At 62.2% G+C, this 22278-nt stretch carries 10 protein-coding genes, 1 tRNA gene and 3 pseudogenes; 6 read left to right on the forward strand and 8 right to left on the reverse strand.

What is annotated here, in order from left to right; genetic code table 11:
* Positions 1–502: 502 nt before the first annotated feature.
* Entirely contained in the window at positions 503–1783 is a 1281-nt protein-coding gene (locus V5F59_RS19460) for a type II toxin-antitoxin system HipA family toxin (protein ID WP_393976755.1), read from the reverse strand.
* Positions 1773–2111: a helix-turn-helix transcriptional regulator gene (locus V5F59_RS19465; RefSeq protein WP_393976756.1), complete on the reverse strand. Its 339-nt coding sequence runs from the start codon at positions 2109–2111 to the stop codon at positions 1773–1775. The genes V5F59_RS19460 and V5F59_RS19465 overlap by 11 nt, the downstream gene beginning before the upstream one ends.
* 233 nt (positions 2112–2344) lie before the next feature.
* Between V5F59_RS19465 and V5F59_RS19470 the strand changes: the two are divergent.
* From V5F59_RS19470 to V5F59_RS19495, 6 genes and pseudogenes are all read left to right on the forward strand, one after another.
* Positions 2345–2761: pseudogene (locus tag V5F59_RS19470) on the forward strand (integrase core domain-containing protein); the annotation flags it as partial.
* 364 nt (positions 2762–3125) lie between these two features.
* Positions 3126–3248 (forward strand): annotated as a pseudogene (locus tag V5F59_RS19475) (peptidoglycan-binding domain-containing protein); the annotation flags it as partial.
* A gap of 606 nt (positions 3249–3854) precedes the next feature.
* Positions 3855–6347, forward strand: a complete 2493-nt coding sequence (locus V5F59_RS19480; protein WP_393977082.1) for a TerB N-terminal domain-containing protein — start codon at positions 3855–3857, stop codon at positions 6345–6347.
* A complete protein-coding gene (locus V5F59_RS19485; RefSeq protein ID WP_393976757.1) occupies positions 6344–7666 on the forward strand; it encodes an ATP-binding protein in 1323 nt (440 codons plus the stop codon). The genes V5F59_RS19480 and V5F59_RS19485 overlap by 4 nt, the downstream gene beginning before the upstream one ends.
* A complete protein-coding gene (locus tag V5F59_RS19490; protein WP_393976758.1) occupies positions 7647–9887 on the forward strand; it encodes a DEAD/DEAH box helicase in 2241 nt (746 codons plus the stop codon). The genes V5F59_RS19485 and V5F59_RS19490 overlap by 20 nt, the downstream gene beginning before the upstream one ends.
* A gap of 340 nt (positions 9888–10227) precedes the next feature.
* Positions 10228–10947, forward strand: coding sequence for an SDR family NAD(P)-dependent oxidoreductase (locus V5F59_RS19495; RefSeq protein ID WP_393976759.1), 720 nt, complete (start codon positions 10228–10230; stop codon positions 10945–10947).
* Positions 10948–11181: 234 nt separating this feature from the next.
* Here the strand turns inward: V5F59_RS19495 and V5F59_RS19500 are convergent, their stop codons facing one another.
* The 6 genes and pseudogenes from V5F59_RS19500 to V5F59_RS19525 form a co-directional block, all read right to left on the reverse strand.
* A complete protein-coding gene (locus V5F59_RS19500; RefSeq protein WP_393976760.1) occupies positions 11182–13113 on the reverse strand; it encodes a hypothetical protein in 1932 nt (643 codons plus the stop codon).
* A complete protein-coding gene (locus V5F59_RS19505; protein ID WP_393976761.1) occupies positions 13110–17684 on the reverse strand; it encodes an HTH domain-containing protein in 4575 nt (1524 codons plus the stop codon). Before V5F59_RS19505 ends, V5F59_RS19500 begins: the two co-directional genes overlap by 4 nt.
* A gap of 119 nt (positions 17685–17803) precedes the next feature.
* Positions 17804–18064: a hypothetical protein gene (locus V5F59_RS19510; protein WP_393976762.1), complete on the reverse strand. Its 261-nt coding sequence runs from the start codon at positions 18062–18064 to the stop codon at positions 17804–17806.
* Positions 18065–18327: 263 nt separating this feature from the next.
* Positions 18328–19773: pseudogene (locus tag V5F59_RS19515) on the reverse strand (IS1182 family transposase).
* A 437-nt stretch (positions 19774–20210) separates the two neighbouring features.
* Positions 20211–20287: transfer RNA gene (locus V5F59_RS19520), tRNA-Arg, on the reverse strand.
* A 316-nt stretch (positions 20288–20603) separates the two neighbouring features.
* Positions 20604–22178 (reverse strand): ATP-binding protein, encoded by a 1575-nt coding sequence (locus V5F59_RS19525; RefSeq protein WP_393976763.1) that lies wholly within the window; start codon positions 22176–22178, stop codon positions 20604–20606.
* Positions 22179–22278 lie beyond the last annotated feature (100 nt).

The raw sequence follows: 22278 nt of genomic DNA on the forward strand, positions 1-22278 counted from the left end.
CGACTCCAAGCCCACGCCCGGTTCCAGACAACTGCGGCCTGTTACCTCCTCGAGGTCCGCCCTCGCTTTAGGTTCAACCGAGCCGCACTCCCTGTCGGCATGCCGGAACCACTTCATCGCGCAGGGATGGGAGGAATGGGCACGCCGCCTTTGAAGCCTTGGATCGTCCATTCATAAGCGATGGTCCCCGTGCGGAAATTGCCGAGACGGGCGGACGCGAGGTCGAGAATGTCGACGATGATCGACTACCTCTCCCGCATGGACTTCGTCGTTCTCGAAGAGCTCGGCTAATCGTGGCCTGACGTGCTCTGGCGAATTCGCGCCGCCAAACCCTCCGATCCGCCAAAACCGTTTCAAAAACCGTTGCAGAAAATGGGTGCGACGCCATCGCCGGCCAGCGTTTCCAGCTCCCGAGGAGAATGGGGTCTCCCAGCGAAGGAGAATAGGTGGCGGAAATCACCCACCGCCCGCCCTCGCTTCGCCTGGGCCAATGCACAACGGCTCACGCCAGCAGGGCGAGGAGAGAAGGCGGCGCCCCCTCGAACGCGAAGGGATTGAGGAACTGCCGTCGCCACAACAGGTTTCTATCAATTTCGCTCAAATCCGCTTCCGCGCAGATCGCCGCCCATCCATCCCTGATCACGGTGATCTGGTGCTCCGCCAAAGCCATCGCGTCTTGGCGAGAGAGGAGGAACAACGGGGCTGCATCGAGGCATAGCACGATCCGGCTCCAGCGCTCATTGCCGGCGATCAGCATGGCCTGGGTCGCCTCGCCGCCCGCCCGGGCCTGCGGGCAGATGTCATAGGCCGGCGTAAGCGCCAAGCTCTGCCCATCCCAGAAGGCGGCGTGATTGCGGGCGTGATCGTCCGTGTTGCCGCAAAGTATATTGAAAAGCATGCGACTAAAGAGTTCCCTCAGCGTCTCCCTCGGCGCCATGAAGCGATGGCGGACAATCGTCGCGAGATCCTCGTAGCTCGCGTAGCGCGCCATCAGTTCGTCGAGCTCGAGCAAGGTCAGAGCCGAAACCATCGCGCGGCGCTGCCAGCCTGCCGTGGATTTCTCGCGGTCAAAGCGCTCGACCAGCAGGACATCCTTGCCAGCCGTGCGCTCCAGTGCCACGTGGGCGACCGTCATGCCGCTCTCGGCTGCCAGGCGCATCGCCACATACTCGGCCTTGACGACGCTGTAGAGGTCGCTTTGCGATGAGAATTTCGCGACATATTTGCGGTCACCCGACGTGAGCATCGCCTTCGGGCGCGCGCCGCCGATCGAGCTGCCGTGAAGAAGCGCCCGGTCGAGTTCGGGAGCGAGCGGGAGACCTTTTTCGATGCTGGCCGCGGCGTTCATCAGGTCGTCGAGGGAGACGGGCGTCGCGTCGCGGGCGACGTACTTGGCGGCTGATGTCTGAAAATCCAGTGCCCCGATCCGATCGGAGCCGGGCTCCAGGAGATAGGTGAGCTCGTCGAGCGAGGCGGCGTCGACATCACGCCCCTGCACACCGAGCTTCCGATTGAGGATCACGCGCCGACCCCACGCATCAGGCGCTGCATCACGGATGCAACTAGGCATGTGCAGTCCGTTGAGGAGGGGCAGCACGCCGGCGCGCAGCGGCAACTCGGGCTCATAGAGCGGAATGGCATTCTTCCGTGCCAGATAGCTGCGTCCGTAGTTGAACAGCAGCTGATTGCCGGTCGCGGCGAGCCGGCCGGCGACCACCGGCCCGGTCTCGCCCGGCAGCCAGACCCAGACGAATGCCTCGGTTGGCCCCGCGTCAGAAGTCATCCTTGGCCTCCAGCTTCGAGGCGCGCGCCGCCTTGGGCAGGAGCGTCAGCATCGCCGTGTTGGCGCCGATCGCGCTCGTGAGCGCCCCCTGGTCGGCATCGAAGAGCCGCACGCCCACCACGGCCGCGGCCTCGAAGACGGCGCCGATGGCGCAGCCGGGGTCGCCCTTCTCGATGCGCTGGACCAGACCGCGGGAGATGCCGGCGCGTTCGGCTAGTTCAGCGGCCGTGATCTTGCGTTCGATGCGGGCGCGGCGGATGAGCTGGCCCAGCAGCAGCACGGCGTCGTGGCTGTAGCGGGAATAGGGACGGCTTATCGGCTTGGCCATGGCAAACGACTCCATAACAGACCATGAAGCTATTTATTGATCTATTTATGATCCAAAATGGTCGTCGGCAAGAGAAGAATGCCGGTTTGGTCCATAAGTGATTCATTTAGATATTAACTGAGCCATTAATGGATCTTAATGCCTCGGCGTTAAAAATTGCAGGGAAGAGCGGGAGCCCCCCCCCAACCCTTCTTCGTTCTGCCACTGGAAATGCATTTCGAGCTGTCGGGGGCGAGCGTGGCCGGCCGAAGATGATCGTCAGCGACAATGGCGGCGAGTTCACCTCCAATGCCATTCTGGGCTGGGCCGACGCGGCTCGGGTCGAATGGCACTACATCGCCCCCGGCAAGCCCACGCAGAACGGCTTCATAAAAAGCTTCAACGGCCGCCTTTGGGACGAGCTGTTGAACGAGATGCTGTTCTCCGGCCTGTCCCAGGCCAGAGCGGCTCTCGCCCGGTGGCAGCGCAACTACAACACCGACCGGCCGCACTCGAAGCTCGGATGGCAGACACCAAACGCCTTCGCCTTAACGTTCCATCCGCAGCGGGATCAGATGCCCCACACCATCAACGGCTCGGCGTCTGCCCCAGCCACTCCGCACGCCCAAGAGGGCAAACCCAACCGCCAGAACGAACTCACAGCTGGATAGAAGTTGGGGGCAACGTCAGGGGCTTTGTCGGAGGCTCGCGGATAATACTCCATCGATTTGCACCGTGGCGGGCGTTCGTAGCGCAACGAGCTCTAAATTCATGGTCGATCGGAAAGCTCGCGCCAAAATCGAATGTTGGAGCCCCGCCGGAAAGTTGACGCTTGTGGGCTCAATGCCTCTTCCTTCAAGTGCCTGACATGCAAATTTCGGCGCACGGAGATCTGCACCCAACAACCTTTCCACGTTTTCAAGGGCCTCTGCAGTCGCTATGTTCTCGATGTCGGGGGCGTGGCGGATGGGATTATCGGCGATCGCAGGACGTTATATCGTCCTTCTAGTGACGAGCTTCGTAGCGACTGCCGCAATGGCGCAGGACGCCAAGCCTGATATCGCAGACATCCAGCGCGCCTTGGTCAAACATGGCTACAGTGTTGGATCGGTTGATGGCCTTTGGGGGCGCCGCTCCATCAACGCTCTCGCCGCCTTTCAAAAGGCGGAAGGATTGTCAGCGACTGGGGAGCTCGATCGCGCAACGATTTCTCGCCTGCTCCAGCCCCGACAAGCACGGCCGCCATTGAACCCGGATGCCGGCTCTGTCCCGGCACCAGGCAAGGGGAGTTCGCCGGTGCTCGAAAAACCGGCGTCCTTGCCTCCACCGAGGGCAGAAGCTGCGAAGCCAGTGGCCGGCGCCTCATCTGTGCCGCCGGCAAGGAGCGCACCGATTTCTTCCCCGCCTGCTCCGGCGACAGACCAATCCCGAAAGACTGCGCCGTCAAGCGGGCCTGGTTTCGGCTGGATTATCGGCATCGTGGCCAGCTTCGGGATCATAAGCCTGCTTGTGCGCCGCCGCGGGGACCCGACAAGAGCAGGAGGCAAGAATAGTAGTGGTGCCGGACAGCTTCGAATATCTCGCAATGATCATTCAGCATCGGCGCCCGCCACGTCGATGGCAAAAGCTGCGCCCGCGCTTTCCGACGCGCTCAAATCCAGCTTAGTTGTTCATAACGCGAGCGTTGGTCGAGCAATCGAAAATCGAAAGGCGCCAGTCCCTCCTTCCGAGGTCTCGCCTGAAAACGAAGAGGCACTACTACGCGTGGTGGAGGCACCCGCCGCAACAGCATTGGCGAATACACTAGCGGATGACCTGAAGGAGCGTTTGGCTGTTCACAACGCCCAAGTCGGGCGAGCCATCGGGGGGCAAATTTCATCGGACGGCTCTGTGCTATCGTCATTCGACAGGAATGTGGAGTTGACGGCGGGACTGAAAACAGCGACTGCCAACGCACCTCCCGCCCTGGGAGATGAGCTCAAGGCCAAACTGTCCGCGCCCAACGCCGAGGTCGGGCGAGCCATCGAGGGGCGAAATAGTGATCTAGCCTCTGCCCATCAGGCGCGCTCATCGTTCATGGAACGGCTTGTTGGGGGCGTCCGTCGCGATGAGCCTGCGCCAGCCGACGGGTGGACTCCGGCCGGCCAGACGGTCCGGATCAGCCCGCATGTTGTTGGCGGCGGCATGATCTATGTGGGCCGCCGCCTGCCGCAACAGGGCAGCGGCCACCAGCCAGAAAACTGCCTCATCAATCCGGATCTCGCGGTGGCGACACGCAGCGGAGATCCCCATGGCGTCACCATGGGCTACTGGCCCTCGTATTCCACAATTTCTGCCGAAGCCAGGAAGTCGTACCTCGAATGGCTGGCCGGCCCCCGGTCAGATCCCGGCACGTACATCGGTTATGTCTTTCTCTATTTTTACGGTCTTGAACGCCGTCTGATGCTTGAGAAGGGAGCACCCGATACAGAAGCCGTGGTGGCAGAAGTGCGGCGGCTTCTCAGTATTTATGGCTCGCATCATTCCTTCCGCCGCTATGCGCAGGAACTCCTCTCCACCCATGAGATGCGGCAGGCCCTGCCTCCTCAAACCGTCGTCCCGGACGCAGGCTTCGCGGGCTATGAGGTGCCCCTGCACATCAAGGCGGCGCTGGGCGCCCGTGTTCGAGACGGGCAAGAAATCGAACCCGATTTGCTGCTTGCTTATGTCATGTCCCATCCGGAGACCAGCGTCCGGACACCGGCCAAGCGAGCGATCGCCGAACTCCGGGAACTTTTCGCGGCCGCCGTCGCGCGCGCTCACCCCAAGGGCATTCGCGTGCCGATGGGGCGCGCCAAGATGCTGAAGGGCACGTATCGCGCCTGCAGCGGCACCTTCGAGGTGGATATTCAGCCCTACGGCGGGGATCTGCCCGACATCACCGGCCGAAGCCAGCCTCTCCAAACAGGCCGCGACATCTTCTATGCGTGCGTTGAGCAACTGGAAGCCTACAGCAGAGCTCTCGGCCGCCTTCCCGGCATGACGCCCAATCTTGCCGCCATCGCGCGTCTTCCCCCCGGCCATCGGCGGCGGCGGGTGGAGCAGATGGAGGGGCAGCCCCTGAGCCGGATCGGCGCCCTCGTCAGGGACGGCTCCCCAAGCGCAATTGAGCGGTTCATCGTGCTCACAGGGCTAGACGACGACCGTCCGTTCGGCCGCGCTAAACTCAAGGATCTGGCCGCCGTCCTGGCGGCCTTCGGCTACGGCACCACAGCGGATCCGGCATTCTCGATGCGTGCCACGCAGCTCGGAGAACCCATCGTCGTGTTTCCGCTCGCCGCCGAGGCCGAGGCTGCGCTTATCCCGAGCGCGGACTACCGCAGGGTGCAAGCGACAATCATGCTTGGCATGCTCATCGCGTCAGCCGATGGCATCTTCGATGAAGGCGAACGTCGGGGCCTTATCGCTCGCATCGAGGGCGCAACATTCCTGTCTGAAGACGAACGTCAGAGGCTGAAGGCAGAGCTGGTTGCCAATGAGCAGGCGCCGGGCCGGATGGCGGACTGGATGAAGCTCCTCAAGGATATGGAGGCTGCCGACGGCGCCTGGGTGGCGGACGTGCTTGTGGACGCCGCGGCGGCCGATGGGCGTATCGATCCCAAGGAAGTCGCCATGCTGGAGAAGCTGTTTCGCCGGCTGGGGCTCGATGAGGCCTCGCTCTACGCACGCCTGCATGGCGGTCTGGCGGGGCGGGGGCAGGGGCGAGACGATGACCTTGAACTCGTCGTTCCCCCGGGCATCCAACTGAACGGACCGGCCATTCCGCCTCCACCATCCGTTGAAACGCCGGACGAATCCCGCTCCCGGGTGGACCAGTCGCGGCTTGAAGCGATCCGCCGCGAGACCCGCTCGGCCGCAAGTGTGCTCGCGGATATCTTCGCCGAGGAAGAGGCTGTGGCCGAGCCCTCGCCGCCCGCCCCCGCTCCTGAAAACGACGCAGAAGCAATCTTCGAGGGGCTGGAGCGGCGATATGGCAGCCTGCTGACCGAACTCTCGGAGCACGAGGAGTGGACCGCGGCGGATTTCGAGCATTTGACGCGTGACGCCGGCCTAATGCCCGGTGCCGCGCGCCAGGCACTGAACGATTGGGCCCTTGATCGCTTCGACGAATTGCTGATCGAGGGCGAAGACCCCATCATCGTAAACCGATACCTGCTTCCCTTGCCCGGCGAAACGGCCCCGGCTTCGCCGTCCGCTGATCTACGAGCCCCCGCATGACGCCAAAGGGTCCGACCATCCGCCCCCGTGACCGAGACACCATCCTGACCGCTCTGCGCGCTGGCGTGGTGCCGCGTATCGGGCTCCATCACATTCAGGTCGGCCGCCAGCGGGAGATCGAGGCGATGCTCCGCGATGTGGACCGCATCGCCGACGGCGGCTCCAGCATCCGCTTCGTGATCGGCGCGTACGGCGCCGGCAAGACCTTCTTCCTGTTCTTGGTCCGGCAGATCGCGCTGCAGCGCAAGCTGGTGGTGTGCCAGGCCGATCTCTCCCCGGACCGGAGGATCCACGCCACCGCCGGGCAGGCGCGCACGCTCTACGCCGAGTTGGTCAAAAGCCTCGCGACGCGGGCCGTGCCGGATGGGGGCGCCCTGCGCAGCATCTTGGAGAGCTATATCCAGAAGGCCACGGAGCGGGCAAAGAGCCAAGGATGCGATATCGAGACGGCGATCAAGAACGGCCTCGGCGACGTGCGCGAAATGATGGGAGGCTATGACTTCGCCACCGTCGTGGCAGTCTATGCGCGGGGCTATGAGGAGGGGAACGGGACGCTGCAGGATGCGGCGCTGCGTTGGCTGCGGGGCGAATACAGCACCAAGACCGATGCACGGGTCGACCTTGGCGTCCGCACCATCATCGACGACGCCATGTTCTATGATGCGCTGCGGCTATTGGCGCGCTTCGTCCGGTTGGCCGGTTTCGGAGGCCTGCTGGTGTGTCTTGACGAACTGGTGAACCTCTACAAGCTCCAGCACGGCCAGGCCCGCAAGCAGAATTACGAACAGATCCTGCGCATCCTGAACGACGTGCTGCAGGGCACGACCGAGGGCCTTGGGTTCATCCTGGGCGGCACCCCCGAATTCCTGCTCGACACGCGGCGAGGGCTCTATTCCTACGAGGCGCTGCAGTCCCGCCTGGCCGAGAACAGTTTCGCGACCAATGGTTTGGCCGACTATACCGGTCCTGTCATCAACCTTCCCAATCTCACGCCTGAGGAGCTCTTCCACCTGCTCGAACGTCTTCGCGACGTCTTTGCCGCAGGCAAGGCCGAGGACTGGCTCGTTCCGGACGAGGCGCTGCACGCCTTCATGGATCATTGCGCGCGGCGCATCGGCGAGGCTTATTTCCGCACACCTCGCAATACGATCAAGGCTTTCGTCGATCTTCTCGCCATCATCCAGCAGAATCCGGGCGCCGACTGGCGCGAATTGCTCGGTGCGCTCGCCGTCGCGGAGGATCGGGGTGCCGGAGACGAACAGGATCTGATCGCACTTGACGAGGACCCGGACGACGAGCTTGCCACGATCCGCCTTTGATCAACTGGCCGAGCCGGTTCGCCGCTGGATCTGGCAGCAGAAATGGCCTTCGCTGCGCGACGTCCAGGAGAAGGCGATTCCGGCTGTTTTGGCCGGCGGAGATATCGTCATCTCCGCGCGGACAGCAGCCGGGAAGACGGAGGCGGCCTTTCTGCCTCTGCTGTCGCGCATCGCTTCGAACGGGCGCAGCGCGGACGGCTTCGCGGTCCTTTATGTCAGTCCTCTCAAAGCACTGATCAATGACCAGCATCGCCGGCTCGAAAGCCTGTGCGAAGCGTGCGACATCCTTCTGCACAAGTGGCATGGCGATGTGAGCGAAGACGCTAAGGCCCGCGCCCGCAAGCGGCCCTCCGGGCTGGTGCTGATCACACCCGAATCCCTCGAGGCGCTCCTCGTACGACGCGGACGGGAAGCACCGAGGCTGTTCAGCCGGCTCGATGCCTTTGTGATCGACGAGCTGCACGCCTTCATCGGCACCGAGCGGGGCATGCAGCTCCAGTCGATCCTCAATCGCATCGAGGTCGCCACGGGGCGAGAGCGGATCGACCGTATCGGCTTGTCTGCAACCCTGGGCGACATGCATCTGGCCGCCGAGGCTCTTCGGCCGGGAGCCGGGGGAAGCGTCTCCATCATCGAGGGCGTTGACGAAGGCAACGGGCTGAAACTGCAGATCCGCGGTTACGCGATAGAACGGCCAGCGTCGGCGGATGATGAAACGCAGGATGGTGGCGACGAACGCCGCGATCCGTTCGGGGCTTCCAGCGTGCCTGATCGGCTTGCGAGCGACCTTTTCCGTTTCCTGCGAGGCCGCAGCAACCTGCTGTTCGCCGGCTCGCGCGTGAATGTGGAGATCTACACCGACCGCCTGAGCGAAATGTGCCGGGCGAACAGCTTTCCAAATGAGTTCTTCGCCCACCACGGCAATCTCGCCAAAGCCATGCGCGAGGAGGTGGAGCACCGCCTACGGGATGATCCGAGGCCGACCACGGCAGTGGCGACGATGACGCTGGAGCTTGGCATCGACATCGGCGATGTCGAGACTGTTGCCCAGATCGGCCCCGGCTTTTCCGTGGCCTCGCTCCGTCAGCGGCTCGGGCGTTCCGGCCGCAGGCCCGGCAAGCCGGCCAAGTTGCGGATCTTCGTCCCCGAGCCGGTAGCTGGACCTGGGGATCACCCGGTTGACCGGCTGCATCTGGGACTTGTCCAGTCGATTGCGATGGTTGAATGCCTACTGGAGAACTGGTGCGAGCCGCCGGCGGACGCCGGACTGCATCTGTCGACCCTTATTCACCAGATACTGGCGGCGATCCTTCAAACTGGCGGGCTTAAGCCGGCCTCCGCGTGGCAGCTGCTGTGCGGCCGCGGGCCGTTCCGCAACGTGGACAAAGGTCTCTTTGCCGATCTCCTGCGTCGTATGGCCCACCCAGACGTCCGCCTCATCGAGCAGTCCCCCCAGGGGCTTTTGATGATCGGCGAAACCGGTGAGCAGATAGCCGAATCTCACGAATTATACGCCGTATTCATGACCGAGAAAGAATACCGCATCATCCACGAAGCACGCGTTTTGGGCACGTATCCGCTCAGCTCACCGGTAGCCCCCAACGAGACCCTCATTTTCGCCGGTCGCCGGTGGCGCATTCTTGATGTGGACGATCATGCACGGGTAATTGCCGTTCAGCCCACGCGTGCCGGGAAGCCTCCATACTTCGCCGGAGACGGCGGAGCGATCCACGACAAGATCGTAAGTAAGATGCAAGATATCCTCGCCGGAGGAAATGTCTTCACTTATCTTGACACCGAGGCGGTGGGCCTTCTTAACGCAGCCCGCTCTGCCTTCCGAGATCTGGGGCTTCACGAGAGAAGCGTTATTCCGCATGGGGAAGGCGTGCTCGTCTTTCCATGGGCGGGAACTAGGAAGCTGAGAACGCTTCTCGCCGCCCTATTGGCAAGTGAACTCAAGGGCTCTGCCGCATGGCATGTGATCGAAATTCAAGAAGTCGACCTGGAAGGCGTAGCGCATCACCTGAAGCGGATTGCCGATGCGCCACCGCCGGATGGAATAACGCTCGCGGCACGCCTAGCCCAGCCGCAACTGGCGAAGTTCGACCGTTTTCTGTCGCCCGAGCTCATGAACCTTGTGACCGCAAAGGAGCGGCTCGACATTCCGGAGCTTCCATCCGTGGCGAGCGCGACTCTGCGCAATTTATCAAGGGTGGTTTGAGGCTACGCCTGCGCCATACAACCGGACGCTGGGCAGACCCCCAATAGCGCACATCCATTCGCGTCGCCACGCCATCCGCCGGCGCAACAAGGCCGGCAACGCCCCGCCGCTCAGGCACGAGCCGAGCCCGTGCGGCCACCAGGTCCGCTCATTCGAGCTCATCGATTTCCCCTCGGTGCAGATTCTCGGTGATCGGCGGCAGCAGGACAGGGCGTGGTCCGGTCGGGCGTGGCCGGCGGCCCGTGGCGTCTGTCGTGCTATCCTCGCCAAACCTCCGCAGGCTCACCAGCCGAGCCAGCACTGTATCGTCGAAGGGATTGTCCGGAGCGGGAGCACGGCCATGCAGGTCCGCTACGATTTCACAGGACAGACCGCCATCGTCACCGGGGGCGCGCGGGGTATCGGCCGGGCGATCGCGGAAGGGGTTGTCGCGACAGGCGCTGATGTGTGGATCTGGGACATCGACCCGGTGGAGCTTCCCGGCACCCGCTCCGTCGCCGTGGACGTGACGCAGCGCGCGGACATCGCGCGCGCCCTCACGTGTCTCGACGGCGGGCGCATCGACATTTTGGTGAACGACGCCGGATATCTGGGTAGCTACCGCTCTTTTGAGGGGTTCGACCCAGCGGAGTGGCGACAGATCCTGGAGGTGAACCTCCTCGGCATGTTCGAGGTCACCCATCAGGTGCTGCCGCTGATGCGGCGCGCCCGTGCCGGACGGATTGTCAATATGGGTTCCCTCGCCGGCAAGGAAGGGTTGCCGAGCCTTGCTGCCTATTCCGCGGCGAGCGCGGGGATCATCGCCTTCACCAAGGCCCTCTCGCGCGAGATCAACGACACGGAGATCCGCGTCAACTGCGTCGCCCCGGGCCCCATCGACACGCGCATGATCCGCGATCTCGGCAACGAGACGGCAGATGCCATGATCGAGGCAAGCCCGCTCGGCCGCCTTGGCGACCCGAAAGAGGTGGCGGCCCTCGTAATGTGGCTCTGTTCGGATGCGAGTGCCTTCAACATGGGCGCAGTCTTCGATATGTCGGGTGGGCGCGCCCGATATTGATACGAGAAATTCCCGCCGCGGTGGCAGCCCGTGAGACTGCGAGGATTGGAGCCCGGGAAGGCGGGAAACGCCGCCAACGGCTGCAATTTGCGCCAAGAGCTGAAGTTCACTGCGGCCATCACGAATGGCCGGTTTGGGGGCCAAGCGGACTTTAGTGACTTCTACGAACAGGTCCGCTTGCCTTCGCCTAGGACGATGCGCGCTCCCGTTGCATCCTCGGGTCTTTGGCCGCTGCTAGGCCGCTTGGGCGACTGCCGCCAAGGCGGCATCCGCTTTGGCGGCATATCGCCAAAGTTCAGGGACCACCGTGCACAACTTCTGTAGGTAGTGGCGAAGACCCCCAGCGTCTCCCGCGCTCATCTCTTCCTGCGCGATTTCCACAAACCACTCGCCGACTGACTCGCACCACTCCGTCAATTGCGGATTCGCTGCCGAAGCGATCAACCCAACGCGCATAAGGTCGTCAACGTCATAATGCGTTCCGGAACGCCGCCGTAGAACGCGCGCTAGGATGCGAACGTCTTTTGCGAGCTCGGTCGCCCGAGTAACGGCGGCCACAGTCGCCAATCCGATCAAAACAGCAAAGGACTCGCTGGCCCCGCTACCCATGGCGACTTGGTGCCGCACTTTTTTTAGTGCCTCAGCCGCCAGCCGCGAATGTTCCTCGGTGATCCTGAAAACGAAGGCAGAGTTCACAAGTCCCGCCAATGACTGGGAGCTTAATATTGCGGCGTCCTCCTGGCCGCGCAGTTTGTCGACGAGCTCCGCCGGTAGGTCTAACATTGGGACTGTATTCCCTTCCAATGAACCGGGCAAAAAAGACTGCGGAAACGTCACTCGTGCTCGCAAACCTTCCGGGTCTGTTCCTTTTAGAAGCGTACGGAATTTCTCCGATCCCTCGTCGTCCTTCAAACGGTCTCCCGCGGCCACCATTCGAGAGATCGCCTCGTCCTTTAGTCGCTCCGGCGACATGAAGTCCGGAAGCCACCGAGGCTCGACGCGCAAATCGGCCAGACCTTGCATGAAGAAATCGCTGCCCCTTCCCATCGTCGCCCACTGTATGAACGATTCGGCCTGGACATGACTCAAGACGAGTTCGCGTTCGAACATCGCTGCTTGAGCTAGCGCCGCTAGTCGTCGCCAGTAGGGTGGTTCCTCGATCATCAGGCTACGTCGCGACAGTTCGCCATCAACCAACACAAATAAGCTGGCGCTCAGTGCGAACCGACTGTCAGTAGCGGCCAGATTCTCATCCCTCATCTCTTCGATCATTCGGATGAGGCTATCCTCTATCTCAGGATGCTTGGCGATCAGGCGTATGCCGATCTCGACGCCGGCAACCTGTGAGAACCTGTCTCCTCGATCTGCAAGCCAATCATAGGCGGCCACGAGGTCCGCGGTTGGCCGTTCGCTGACGTCGACCAACTCGGAAATTGTCGAGTGGCCCGCCGCAACAAGAAGCGCGAAAGCGAACCCAACTGCTGGCTCCCAGCGCAGCAACTCCTCAATGTGAGCCTTGCACGGTCCCGAAACAAACTTTGCTAGGTCAGAATGCCCGAGAGAAGGGCCGATTAAGCGTTGATAATACGCTCTGCTTTGCGGAACGACTGTTGGGATCGAGGATTTCCCGAGCTCCACCTCGGCCCTTATCTTTTCCCGGACGCGAATAGGACTCTGTTCCAGTTCTCCCATCAGCTGACTTACTTCCTCATCGGACAATGGGCTGTCTGTGATGCGCTGTCGCCATTCTGACGACGACACGTCGTGAATGAAGTCTCGCTCAGCGATGCGATCGAATTCCGCTAGCCGGTCCGATGCCTGCGGTGAGACCATCGTGAAGCCTGGCAGCTCACAGGGCTCTCCACCGACCCTGCAGGCGACAACAGTGCGGTCCCCATCAGCCTTCAAGGACAACTCGCATGATCGACCATCCTCGCTAGCTACCGTCTCAACTTGCGATCGGTCTGCATAGAGAGCGCGAAGGGCGTTGAAGAACGACGACCTTAGGAACGAAAGGCCGCCGACTCCGAAGGTCAGCTCTGCCTCAGCCGGGAGGTCGAACGCCTGCTTGAAGCCCGGCAAGTCGAGAATGTCGTCTCGGAGCGCTTTCGGAAAGTTGAAGAGCGCGGAGACGGCCTTGAGGCGTTTCCCATTGGTTGCGGTCACTCGTCGTCCTCGCAGTAGTCTAGGTCCGGGGGCTCCAAGTTTGCCATTGCTTCCACAGCGGAGCGAGCGATGCGCAGCACGCGTTCGTAGACCTTCGGCTCCCGATCCTTCAGCGGTTCGAGGACGACCTCCTCGAACCAGGCTTCGTAGCGTTCACGCATGCTCTTTTCCGCGCCAGGGAGTTGCGACACGAGAAGGACTTGCGCAGCGCGGCGCTCTTGCGCCTGTGGGCCGTCAGGCGGGGACCGGTGCGTCCAACCTCGCTGATCCAAGCATGGCAGCAGCCACTCCGAACGTGCTCTCGACACGTCGTCCGAAAGATCCGCTCGCCACTGCCTCCGAAGCACGCCAATAATCACCCGTAGATTCCCATCGATCCACTGCGACTCTTTCGGAAGTTGAAGCACGTCGATCATTCGGGCCTTCAGCTGTCCCTCCCTGATCGCTTTTAGTTCCGCCGTCTCCTTCAACACCCCATCCACGACTCTTGCGGCACTAATGGCTGCCTCGAGCTCCGTCGGCAGAATGGGCATGAGCAGAAAGCCGCCTCGGCGCAAGCGAGTCAGTATCTCGCCAAACGTCGCCTCCGAAATCGTCCCCTTTGCTCGCAGCGCTTCAAAAACATCCAGCGACGTCAATACAGGCCGTCTTCCTGCTGGCACTTCGATCGATCCATGCTGATTGAAGAACCGATCATCGATGACAAACGCGTCCGCGTCAGAGACTCCAAACAAACCCATTGTGGGTTGCTCGGTCGGCTCGCTTGTGTCGTTGTCGGCGACGTCGTTGGCATCAAGGCCAAACCGCACATGACCGGACCGCACGCCGTCGAGAACCGCCTCGCGAATATCCTCAATGATCTTGTCTAGGGCGGTGCTGTAGGCTCGCCGATCGAGCAGCGCGTCTATCAAAGAGACCTCTCTCTTCGAAATGAACGCCTTGAATCCCGCTGGCTTGAGCTTCGATAGCAGCCCCAAATGCCGGAGGTAGCTGACGGCGACGTCGTCGAGGTAAAGTTCGGCGCCTTGGGAGATCGACACAGCCTTATGAGGCCACTCACCCTCACGGACAGATAGATACTTGTTAGCGCGGGCCTCTTCGGCCTCGGTTAGGTGCCCCAAACGCTTCAGAGCCGCCACGACACTCGCGCAGGACACGACCAATGTCTCGTATCCGCTGATGTCGGACAATTCCTCCATCCAGCTTCCGGGCTTGTGAACTGGGAACGGCCTAACCACCAAAGTCTGCGACTGGGGGCCCGCGGCGGTCGCAGCAACAAGCATTGACGCAAGGTCCTCGCCGACTTCTATTTCGAGCTGCACGTTCGGTCGATCCGTGGGCTCAAAAGGCACTAGGCTCCCAGAGTCTATAAGTCGCCTAATCTCCTCAGCATCTTTGATCCGGCTAGGCTGATGAAAACGAGCCCCGCGCCTCTGCTCCAGCAACCACCCCATTGTGCGGTGCGACAGTCGTATGCTCTCAAAATGGGCAAAGACATTCGACAGTTGGCCGACCAACGCGAAACTGAGAACCGCCGATACGTCGAACGCCGCGCATTTCGCTGTCACCTGAACAAGCGGGCGGGTCCCACTATAGGCGAACACGACGCCACGCTTACGCGGATCGGCCTGATCCAGGTTGGCAAGCGCTGTTATAGTGAACATCTCGAGAGGAGAACGATTCATCAGAAACGCAACAGCGTACATTGGAAGGTCGCCCTTGAGAGCCTGAGCCCACGCATCGCTCTCGCGACGATCCCAATTAGGCGCCATGTCAACGATCTGACGAAAATCAAATCTCTGGACTGGACCGTCTTCGCCCGAATTTGCCTCGGCCGTGACAAACCACCCTTGGATCTCCTCGGTGTTTTCCCACCCAGCGGCAATGGCGGCCGAGTAGCAAGCGATGAGGATGCGGGCGTCGCCGTCGGCCTTGCGCGCCGCTTCGGTTATGAGGTCGCGATCACGAGCAGAATCAATGTGCTGAGCCAAGCTCCCCGCGCGAAGCAGCTCACTTGCCGACAACTCGTCTCGGCGTGCCCACTGCGTCTCCACAAAAACATTCAGAGCATTCCAGTCGCCCGACGCTATCGCGATGTTGCTTTCCAGCGTTCTTGCGCTCTCGGGGTCAGATTCCGCCCGGATCTCGCCAAGTAGTCGCTTCGCCGCAACAAGGTCTCCCAGTCGGTAGTGCGTCCACGCCTGAATGTGTTTGAACGGAGATTGAGCTGCTAGCATCGGATATCCCGACGCCACGTCGAGCACCTCGGAATATCTGCCGGACCGATAGAGCGCCTCCACGTAAACGAAGCCTTGCGATGGTGTTTCGGTCTGCTCGAAGAGCTCCTTTCCGTAGATGGCGAGCTTTGCCCAACTCTTGTGGCTCCTGAGTGTGTCGAAGAGCGTCAGCAGATCAGGAAAGCGGCGGTTTTGCAGATACAGTTTTTCGCTGCTCTCGACGGGATCGCTTCCGGCTTCCTCAGCGACGACGCGCTTCAAACTTTCAAGGGTTGCCGCAGGAACATCCTGCTTCTCGATCTCGGAGAGTACAGCTCTGGCGCGGTCCATCTGTCTAGACCTCGCAAGCACTTCAACTTCAATTGCCTGTATCCATGTTGGGTTGAAATAGTCGGTCAGCTGGTCGCGATACCTGTCGATGTAGACCGCAACCTCAGCCGCATCTGACTGCGATCTGGCCATCGCAAATCGCGCGACGGCCAGATCAGGTGATTTGCCTCCACTACGTGCGGCTTCACGCTCAAGCTCAAGCTCGACGGCATTCTTATCGAGCTTGACGCCAAAAATGAGCGCGATGGGCAAACGCCTAAGTCGATGCTCAGGGTCCGACATACTCGTTTCCAGAAGCCGACGAGCGGCCACATGGCTATCCGTGTCCCTAAGGGCAAGCCAAAGGGCGTAGTCTGCGCTCATGTTAGCTGCACGGACTTGTCCCAAACCCATCAATGCAGTTGCGGACCGATCGTAGAACGCTCGAGCCTTCTTCCGATGTTCGACAGCTTCCGGCGTCGCATTCAGTGGAAACTCATCTAGTCGAATCGGCAGGTGTTCGAGGACACCTGCGCGTAGTTCGGGATGGATCGCCGCTGCGAGATGACTGATCGCAGTGGAGTGGAGAAGCAAAGGCGTCGCTTCGAAGTCTGCCTCGGTCAAAGCTGCGACGTCAGTAAGCGCTTGCTCAATATCACCGGCCGCGATCCGTCGCTGGATGAGACCGAAACGACCGTCGCTATCTAGGTCGGCGACGGAAAGTCCAGCATCGTTAAGCCACTTCACCGCCTCCGCAGGCTCTTTCTTGTTGGCCGCGATGAGGAAGCAGGCCGTATTGGTTTGCGGCGTGCTGCTTCCAGCAAGCATCGCAAGTCCCGCAGCACTTCCGCTGCGAAACGCAGCGATGAACGCGCCAGCAATCACGTTCTCTTCGCCTGCGCCGATTGCCTGCGCTTCATCTAAACACTGCTCTGCTACGTTTAGATCGACAGCGGCCAAGACGCGCGCACACCACGCAAAGGCGATGCGCTTTGTAGTGGCCGAGGCAGAGTCCAGTTCCGCAGCATTCGCCAATTGCGCGGCAAGCCGCCGTGCTTCTCCCGGAGCGTCGTAGTCGGCGGCGAATCTAGATTTCCGCAGAATCGAGAGACGTCGTTCCAGCTCGGCCGTGACGACCGAATTCTCACGGGGCGGTCGCGCCAGTTGCCCCTGAATCGCAGCGAGGATCTCGATGCGTGACTCGTCGATCTGGGTCGCTAACCCATCTAAGCGCCGTTCAACAACTCCACCGACCTCGGCTATTTGGTCGGCGACCAATGTGTCCGCGTGCTTTCCCGACGACGGCTTTTGTAGGAAGGTCAGGAGGTTCTTGTAGACATCGGCTTCGCGATTTCGCGGGGCGACTATGCCGAAGTGGTCCGCCACGATTGGGATCACGCTTGTCGCGGGAGAAAGTCCCGGGTCTGCGCTATCGGCCTTAACTACGATGCCACCCAATCCGGGTATCCCGGCGAAGGAGACCCGCAGTGTTTCACGCATCACGATGACATCGATACCGTTTCTGTCGGTGAAGCTTCTGAACCACGTGTTCAGATCGCGGAGATGAGGATCATTTCGAGATAGGCCAGCGGTCGTGGCGCGAGGCCAGAGGAGCAATCCCAGACGGTTCACCAGTGACGCTTGATCCGACCCGCCGTGAGGCGTCCCGATGAATGCGATTTTGCGAACCCGCCGCACACAATGCGCGATTTCGGCGGAATGCGGAGCCTGAGTTTCGGCGAGGCGAAGAACAGACTCCACGACCAAGCCACCAAGACTGTGTACGACGAAGTAGACATCGCCAGCACGCAGGTCCGGTTCATTCACCAGCCGGGGCAGTATGCTCGCCGCGCGATCCGGGAGGGCAAGGGCAGCCCCTTTTTTCCACCACGTCGAAGTGGCCTCGTAGCCGAGGCTCCAGACGGCAAGATTGGGTATGTCCTGCTCCAGCCAGTCCGGCCAGAAATCCTTCGAACTTGAGCCTGACAACCACGTTCCATAGGAATCTCCATCGAGGCCGTGCACGAAGATCGCGTGCGCGCCTGGGCTCACAGGCATTGCCTTTGGACGTATTAAGTTGACCAGAATTCGCTCCCGAATAGAACGGCCGGATCTCCCGTGCGAATCGGGACGCCTCGTCGAGGTTACGCTGTAAACAAACGGCGAACAAACGCTATCGCGCCTTCGCTCAGCTCAATGAAATCGCTGCCGGCCACTTCCGCACAAGCAGTGGCTTTGCGAACGCAACGGCGCAGATCCGTGAGGCACTTCCCATTGGAGTCGACGTATTCTGCGATCAGTTCGTCAAAGTGTAACTCACGAAGGTGCGCCGCGGCGGCGCGGGCGTATTTGGAAGCCAACCGGCCATAAGTCTCCACACTCCGAATGGTCGGAAGATTGGCCATGGTCGTTCCCAGCGGGCAACGCTCTCGAGGACCGCTTTCGGCACCAAGCGGGCGTAGCTAAAAGGGCAGCCGAGGGGTAGATATGGGTCTTGGCCGTGTCAAAACGCTTGATCCATTGCGGTCTCGCGCCTGGCGTCCTGGAGAACGGCAGCGACGCCTGGCATTGACGGCTGCAACCGCTGAGGCGCTCCGAATCGCGAGGCCGGCGCGCGGAGCGGAACCATGCTGTGCCGTAAAGCCGATATGGACCATGGGAAGGCCGATCATGCGGCCCTGATGGCGGCGACCAGGGCTTGCGGGCCGAGGATGTTCATCACGCGGGTCAGATTGTAGGCGAGCACATGCAGCGCTATCTCGGCGGCGACGTTGGGCAGGCGCTTCATCAGGAAGTGCGTTGCGCCCATCCTCGCCTTGATCGTGCCGAAGGGATGCTCGACCGTCTCGCGCCGCACCCGCATCAGCCCGGGATCGGCGTCGAGCCGGTTCTAGACGTCCTCGATCAGATGCTAATGCTCCCAGCGCGTGATCCAGCGCTCCTTGGCTGTCGTGCATTGCGTCTTAATTGTGCAGGCGAGGCAGGTGGCCGTCGACCAATAGCGTCGCAAGTCCATGCCCTTTTCGACCGTGCTGAAGTGGTAGGTCAGAACAGCGCCGGCCGGGCAGCGGTACGCATCCTGGTGAGGGAGATAGACGAAGTCCTGCTTGCCGAAGCGGCTTGCCGCCTTCGCGCCCGATGTCTGCGGCTTGGGCAGCGTCACGGTGAGGCCGGCATCCACACAGTCCTTGATCTGCTCGCCGTCGAAGTAGCCGCGATCTGCGATGACATGGAGTTCATCGGCACCGAGCGTCTGCTGCGCCGCCCTCGCCATGGGCGCCAGTTGTGCGCGGTCGTTGCCGATGTTGGTGACCTCGTGCGTCACGATCAGATGATGCTCCGCTTCGACGACGACCTGCACGTTGTATCCCACGACGCCGGAGCCCCGACCGCTCGTCGCCATGGAGCGTGCGTCGGGATCGGTCAGAGAAACCTGCTGGTCGGATGATTGCCGCATCAAACCATCGAGCGCGTCGAGCGGGACCATCTCCTGCCTGAGCCGGCCGATCTTCTCCTTCAGGCGCGTCGTCTTGGTGGTGATGGCCTCGTTGGGGTCCTGCCGATCGGCGCTGTCGAGCTGATCGAGGTAGCGCGCGACGCTCTCGTCGATCTGCGCCAGGCGGCGGGCCATCTTGGCGTGGGTGAAGTTCCTGTCGCGATTGTTCACCGCCTTGAACTTGCTTCCGTCGACGACAACCGTATGGCTCGCGAGAAGCCCCATCCGTCGGCAGAGGGAAACGAAGCGGACGCAGACACGACGGATCGCCGAACCGTTTTTCCTGCGGAAGTCCGCGATCGTCTTGTGGTCGGGAACGAGCCGACCGAGCAGCCACATGAGCTCCACATTGCGGCCGGCCTCGCGCTCCAGTCGCCGGCTCGACTGCACTTGGTTGAGATCGCCATAGATGTAGAGCTTCAGCAGCACGGCGGGATGGTAGGCTGGACGACCTGTGCTTGCCGGCATCGCGCCGTTGAAGCCGAGACCTGGCAAATCCAGCGCATCGACGAAGGCTTCAATCACATGGACTGGGTTGTTCTCGTCTACCCAATCGTCGAGGGCTTCTGGCAGGAGGCAGAGCTGAGTTCGATCCGCGCCTTCCACGAAACGGCCCATCAGAACCCTCCCGTATCCATCCGGGAGAACTCTACCCGACTCGGCCGTTTTCACACAGCCAGGGTCAAGACCCGCCATCCGCGATAAGTGGCCCGCGGTGGATTGTTATAAAGAACCTCGGCGAGGGCTCGATCGAAACCATCAGATATCGCGCACCATCTTATGTGAGTGCGCAGGACCTGATAGCGACGGGCCTCAAAAATGGCCCGGCGTGATCGGAGAGCGAAGTGCATGTCACGGGGCCACCTTAGGAGGCGAGACCACGCCATGGTAGGCACAGGTTGCGCCTGCCGCGTCGTCCCCCGACGTACGGGAAGCGCATCGCGACGAATCGTGGGAAATGCGGCCCAATAGCAAACTTCAGCGAAAACCGTTTCAAAAAGCGGCTTTAGCTTCCAAACTGAAACGGTGAATTTTGGCTAAGTCATTGATTTGGGTGGCGCGCCGGGGAAGATTCGAACTCCCGACCCCCAGATTCGTAGTCTGGTGCTCTATCCAGCTGAGCTACCGGCGCCTGTTGCCCCTATCGGCCGAGACCGAAGCGGAAGGCGGGACCTTCCGGGGCGTCGCGGCTTGGAGCGCCGCGAGGACCCGTCAGCTACTCCCTTTCGGCGGGTAGCGCAAGGCCAATCGCGCAGAAGCCGACTTCTCCACCCGCCTGTGGAAAACACCTCCCCTACGCAACAGATGCACCATCTGCCCGTTCCGGCGGACGCCGGGACACCCTATCGGGGGAGGTAACCCCTTCACATGCCACCGGAAAAGGCGCCCTGGCCGCGCCAGGTGCCCGATCCGCCGATCCGATTGCGTCCATTGGGTCGAAGCCGGCTTCATGCGCGGATGCGCTCGCGATGATGATGCCGGTCACCCGGCTGGTCCGGGATCGTGATGCGAAAGGTAGTTCCCACTTGCGCATCCAGCAGACGAATCTCGCCTCCATGGGCCCGCACCAGCTCGCCGGCGATTGGCAGGCCGAGGCCCGTGCCTCCCCGCCGCGCCGACGAGACGAAGGCTTCGAACAGATGCTCCCGGCGCGCAGCAGGTATGCCGGGACCCGTATCGGAAATCTCGATCTCCACCGCCGCCGCCTTGCGGCGGGCACGGACACGGATCTGATCCCGCTCCGGATCGGCAGGAGCGCGAACCTCCAGCGCCTGCAAAGCGTTGCGCGCGATGTTCAAGACCACCCGGAACAGCTGGTCCGGGTCGGCATCGGCGACAAGCCCGCGCTCGACATCGGTGACCCAGGCGACCCCCGCGCCCGGCTGGAGGCCGAGCGTGTCGCGCACCTCGTCGAACAGATGGGCCAGCTCCACGTCCCGCCGCTCGGGCAACGGCTCCTTGGCGCGGCCATAGGACAGGGTCTGTTCGCAATAGGTGATCGCCCGGTCGAGCGCGGCCAGCAATTTCGGCGCGAAGCGCTGCACGGTGGGATCGGGCAGCGCGGCGAGACGATCGGAAATGAGCTGCGCTGAAGCCAGCAGGTTGCGCAGGTCGTGGTTGATCTTCGAGACGGCGAGACCCAGCGCGGCAAGGTGGCTCTTCTGGTGCAGCGTCTGGGAGAGCTCGCGCTGCATCTCCTCCAGCGCCTCCTCCGCGGTGCCGATCTCGTCGGACCGGCCCGAGGGCACGATGATGCGGGAGGCATCCTCCGGATTCTCGCGGAAGGCGGAAATCCGCTCTGTGAAGCGCCGCATGGGCCGGACGAACAGCCAGTTGAGGCTGACATAGACGAGGACGCCCGCCACCACCGCCACCACCAGCGACACCAGCAGCACCGTGGCGGCGAAGCGCAGCATGGCGGCGCGCAAAGGCGTCTCGCTGAGCACGATCTCGATGAAGTCCGCCCCGCTCGGCGGATCGCCCAGCACCCGAATGATGCGACCGTTGCGCGCCATCAGCGTGTCGAAGACGTCGCGCACGGCGCTCCACAGGGTGGTCTGGCGCATGTCCAGATGCACATCCGCCTCGGGCGGCATGTCGGAGGCTGCCAGCAGGCGCCGCGTGTCCTCGCGCTTCACCACGATCACCTTCGCCCCCACGCTCTCCAGCAACTGGCGGGTGAGGTCGGGCGATATGCCCTCCTGCGGCGCGGCGTCCAGCACGAGCGCGGCAGTGCGCGCGGCAGCCAGCCGGTCCGACAGCCAGGCGATGCGGTAATTGGCGATGGTGGGCACGAGTACGGCGATTTCCGCCGTCGCCACCACGGCGACCGTGAGGGCGAGCAGCTTCGCGGACAAGCCAAGGCTCCACCGGACGCCAGTCTTCCGCTCGGAAGGCGGCTCCGGCCCGGAGGCGGGCTTTTGGCTCGTCGGCTCGAACATGGCCCTGTTACGGGGGGAAAACCCGTCCCGGATCCCCGCGCCCAGCGCGCAACGGATCGAAATTAACAGATAGGCAACCATTGCCCCGTGGGCCAGAGCAACTTGAGATCGAGGTAAACAACGGCCACGTCACAACTTCCCCGAAGGAGCCGACGCTGGCCGGAGCCCGGAAGCCCTGATG

The organism is Xanthobacter nonsaccharivorans (genome assembly GCF_043194755.2).
Lineage (GTDB): Bacteria > Pseudomonadota > Alphaproteobacteria > Rhizobiales > Xanthobacteraceae > Xanthobacter > Xanthobacter autotrophicus_G.